Origin of the sequence: Agrilactobacillus composti DSM 18527 = JCM 14202 (genome assembly GCF_001436375.1) — a bacterium.
In the GTDB taxonomy this organism is placed as follows: Bacteria; Bacillota; Bacilli; order Lactobacillales; family Lactobacillaceae; genus Agrilactobacillus; species Agrilactobacillus composti.
Window position 1 is genome coordinate 1 of sequence record NZ_AZGA01000008.1, and the last position, 4,804, is coordinate 4,804.

Below are 4,804 nucleotides of genomic sequence, written 5' to 3' on the forward strand. Positions count from 1 at the left end.
ACGAAATAAAAAAGACAAAGTCTTCTAAAAAGATTACTTTGTCTTCAATCTGAAATGATTCCTTAAATCATTGTTTTGTTTTAGCTGCTCCCGTAAATTAAACTTCGTTTCTGAGCCTCTTGCAAATTCTTTTAGAACTACTGTTGCAAATTGACTGCTACGTTGAGCTTCTAAAGTTGACAACAATGAATCGTCATAATTACCAAGCACAACGAAAACCTCTTTGCCCTTCGCATTAAAATGATAAGTACTTTCAATAACCTCAGGAATTACATTCAATGGGATACCCAATTTAATTGCAATTTCATAGGCTTGCTCTTCTTCAGTTGATTCTTCTGTAAATGGACTAATCGATAATAATTCAAGTTGTTTTTCAAAAAGTGATGGAATCTCTGACCATTTATTAAGTGTCGACTTTCTAAGTGAAAAAACTTTAAATCCAATATCAATTTGCAAATTCGGTTCTTTATCAAGCATTCTTTTGCCTGCCAAGTCAATTCGTTTCTCAGCAATATCTGCAATAGTCCTAAAACCTTTCTTATATGCGACTGTATCCTTCTTCAATTTTTCTGGTGTCTGAACCATAATAAAACTTCGATTACTATTATTAGTTTTATTTTGTTGCATTACTGCTTCAGCTGTTGTCCCAGATCCTGAGAATAAATCAAGAATGATATCATCATCGTTTGTTGCAATTGACACTATTTTTTCTATTAGCTTCACAGGTTTCGGAAAGTCGAAAACTTTACCGTTCATTAAAGCATTTAAGTCTTTGCTAGCACTATCCGTAGTCCCAACCTCTTTGTAATTCCAAAGATTTGTTGGTACCATACCGTTAGATTCTGACAGAAATTTCTTTAATCTAGGATACGTATTTTCTCCATTTTTCCCCCAATATAATTGATTGTTTGCAACGTGTGTTTGATATGTTTCTTTAGAATACTTCCAAGCATTTGTCGGATGTGTCACACTTTTGCCAGTTATTGGGTTTGTTAATGGGTATACTAGATTGGGTCTATCTGCAATCGTGGCAGGATTTACGTAACTAACACTTGTCCAGACGCCACGTGGATCATTATCGGGATTCGTATAAATGGAATCTGACTTTTCATTTCGCGGCTCCCGTAGATGACTTAAGCTCATAGTTTTTCTGTAAACAAGAATATGATCTATTACCGATGAAAAAGTTCTGGCATTATTAGAACGTGTGAATCGCTTTTCCCAGGTAATATCTGCCAAAAAATTTATCTCGCCAAAAATTTCATTCATTATGATTCTAAGATTATACAGTTCATTATCGTCTATCGATATAAAAATAATTCCGTCATCGGTCAGTAAATTTCTAGCCAATTTAAGCCGTGGATACATCATGTTTAACCAATCTGTATGAAAACGACCATTTGTTTCTTTATTGGTTGTAGTTACCATACCATTATCATCAATTTGGTTAGTTTGTCTGAGATAATTTTCATAACTATCATGGAAATCATCATGATACACAAAATCATGCCCCGTATTATAGGGAGGATCAAGATAAATCAACTTGATTTGATTGAAATATGCCTTTTGAAGAAGCCTCAACACTTCAAGATTATCCCCTTCAACATAAACATTCTGGGTCGTATCCCAATTTTTTGATTTTTCCTTGTCAGCTACAAGAGTTGTCTTATCTGTTGGCATATCAGCAATTCGTTTAGCATCTCTTTTTCCGCGCCAAGTAAACTCATATTTCTCATTACCACCAGCTAACTCGATATCAGGAGTCAATGCCTCCTGGAGTGCATCAAAATCAATTTGTCCATCAGCTACAATTTCTGGAAATAATTGTGCCAATTTCTGTGCGGCTTCTGTCCGAAAATTTGGAGTAGTTAAATCAGGTCTTGTCTGACTCATTGTCAAAATCCTTTCATATTTAAGATTCTACCAGATCGTGTCCATGAACTCATACTAGCATCATTCTTCAGATATCAATTCTAAAGATAATCGATCAAACAAATCTCCAGAAAGCATTGGTTTCTCAAGAAATATAACTGTACTATCACTAATGTTCAATTTTCCTTTATTGCGCTTAATAACAGAAAAAAATGTTTGATTATGCAATGACATAAAGAACCTCTGAACAGACAAGAACATCCTGTTCTCATTCTCAGTGGAAATTTCGTTCTTTAAAAAAGAATCAATAGTCATTGGAAAAATTGTTTTTGAATGTTTTGATAAAAGAGAGAGATAAATTAAGTATAGGCAAAGTAAAGACTTATTTAATGCCGTCCCTCCGCCTTTCATTTTTTTGAAGTCTAAAAATTGACGATCCGATAAGTCCGTGGTACCAAGATCTACCGATATATCGTTTTTTATTTTTTCATAGTCCGCCTCTAAACTCTCGTGAATTGTCTCTAATGTTTTCTTCTCATCACGTTGACTCTTTGCAATCCGCTTTATTTCGGCCTCCAAATGTGATAACTGAACCTGATACTTATCAGCCAATTGTGCAAGCTCCGTTAATACTTTGATACTTACATATCTATCAATATTACCTGCACTTCTAAGTTCGCTAATTCTGGCATTCTTATCTTCGAAATCTTTCTTCAAACTCTCAGCAGATTGAACAAGAGTGGCAAGTTTAGATTCTTCATCCATAATCTTCTGATTCAATAGTGCCTTTTGCTGCCTAATTTCAAAATCATTATCGGAAAGCTCTAGCCTAGTCAGGGATTGTTGCCTGGTTAATACTGAATGGCAATATGTACACTCATACTCAATTTTTTTAAAACGGTTATCTGTAGCCAAAAGTAACTTTCTCAGTTCATCATAATCATGGCGATAAGAATCTAAATCCATTTTTGATTTTGTGATTCTATTAACCAGTTTTGAAACCTTTCGTTGAAGCTCATCAGTAATCTTGAGATATTGGTTAAGTTCTGCTTGAAGTTCAATATATTGTTCTGGACTAACCACATCTATATTTTTATCATCGCTGTATGAATTCCGAACACCAGTAATTTGTTTAATCTGGCCGTCCAGATTTACTTTGGCGGTGTGAAGTTCTTTTTTCTGCTCGTTTAATTCAAGCAGCCTCCCATTGGAAAGACCTAAATAATATTCAATTATTGGTTTCGGTTGTCCTTTATACATTGCTAAATTTTCAAATGCATCTTGATAAAAGTTTGCCCAAGATTTGTCTTGATCGATATAGAAGGGTGCCAATACAGCATTCATGTATGCATGATGGAATTTTTCAGAATTTGCTGTTTGTAACCTTAGATTCATATGCATTTGTTTTTGCATCCAAATTGAAAAATTTTTTTCATTAGCAAAACTTTGTACACGATTGGCAACTTCGACAGTAAAAACTTGGTTAAATCTTTGAATGGTCAGTGCTCTTCCGTCAATATCACACTGTATCTGAAAGATAAAATTCGTATAATCCCATCCCTTTGGAAACGACTTAATCGGAGCTCCAAGCGTATAATAAATTGATTTTATAAGACTGGATTTCCCAATTTCATTTCCTTCACTCATTATCAAATTAGAATGCTCACCGAAGATATATTTGTTTGCTTCTTTACGCTCAGGATCCACGATCAAAATACTTTTAACAAATAATCTCATTTTACACCTCCTCCAAAATATCGCAGTATGCTGAAATACAAATTGCGTATTGAGCATCAGTATCCAACCCACTTAGCAAATCCGAATTGACGAGGGTAGTAACCAATGTCGTCTCATTAATGTTCTCTAAATCACACTGTTTCATCTCTGAAACCACTTCGCTTTTTATTGAACTATATTGCAAAAGTATTTTTGCCTTCTCTTTTTTTATTTTTGCATTTCTGAACTCGTTAAAATCAAACTTTTTTAGAACAGTATCAAATTTTTCTAAGGCACTAACTTTTTGTAGAATTGGGACAAGTTCATTCGCAGTGATTTTTTTCAATTCCCTGTCTGCCTCAGTAACGATTTCTTTCTCGGACTTTTGAGAGATAATTCGCCAAAGCTCGCTTAGAACAATATCAGCCTTATTATCCACCGAGATATTCTGATGTTGCATTTCTCCAATTAGGAACTTGCTTGCTGCTTTAGAATCTGTCTTGAAATCTGTTACCACAAGTGATAATGCCCGAGAACAAGAATTACCTATTTTCCGCTTTTGATCATCTGAAAACGAATAAGCTCTTTCAAACAACTCATCTGTTTCAAGTTCTTGCATATCACTCAAATCACTCTTTGTGAAATTGTAAACTACAATTTTATACTTAGAATCATCATCACCACTGCTAAGATTCTTTTCGATTATTGACTGTTTCAAGTTTCCTGCTTGCGATTTTGATTGTGCAAGTAATTTATTTAGGCTGACCCGGCTTAGCCCTTTCACCTGAATATATGCATGATAATTGGCATCATAGGTTACTTCGAAATCATCTCTTGCCTCAACATAGATTTGAAAATTGGACTTCTTATAGTTTCGAATGGCCACTAATGATATTACCGCATTTTGATAACTAAAACCTTTCTGTGCGATTGCTCCCCCATTATCAATTGCCATTTTTTACTCCTTCCGTATTCAACCCTCTCTAAAATCATAATTTTGATCACAAAATCATTAACATCATGCTAACCGTAACTAAGCATTCGAATTGTTATTCGCTGTTCTTTTAATTATATGATACTGCATACCCTGATGCTAGCATGAATTTCTGGACAAGTTTCGTTAAAATTCAAATGTAAAAAAAGATGTCAATGATAAATAAACCTGAATTATTCATTCATGATTTGAGTTGCACTTATTGAACCGGTTTAACGTGTA

General features: G+C 34.3%; 3 protein-coding genes. All 3 read right to left on the reverse strand.

Annotation, left to right across the window (positions count from 1 at the left end; translation table 11 throughout):
• Positions 1 to 33: 33 nt before the first annotated feature.
• The 3 genes from FC83_RS02860 to FC83_RS02870 are packed head-to-tail and all read right to left on the reverse strand — an operon-like array spanning position 34 to position 4,543.
• Positions 34 to 1,893, reverse strand: a complete 1,860-nt coding sequence (locus FC83_RS02860; RefSeq protein ID WP_057002371.1) for a site-specific DNA-methyltransferase — start codon at positions 1,891 to 1,893, stop codon at positions 34 to 36.
• Between the two features lie 60 nt (positions 1,894 to 1,953).
• Complete coding sequence (locus FC83_RS02865) at positions 1,954 to 3,609, reverse strand: hypothetical protein (RefSeq protein WP_035456344.1); 1,656 nt, start codon at positions 3,607 to 3,609, stop codon at positions 1,954 to 1,956.
• Position 3,610: 1 nt separating this feature from the next.
• On the reverse strand, positions 3,611 to 4,543 hold the full coding sequence (locus FC83_RS02870) for a dsDNA nuclease domain-containing protein (protein WP_035456347.1): 933 nt from the start codon (positions 4,541 to 4,543) through the stop codon (positions 3,611 to 3,613).
• Positions 4,544 to 4,804: the final 261 nt, after the last annotated feature.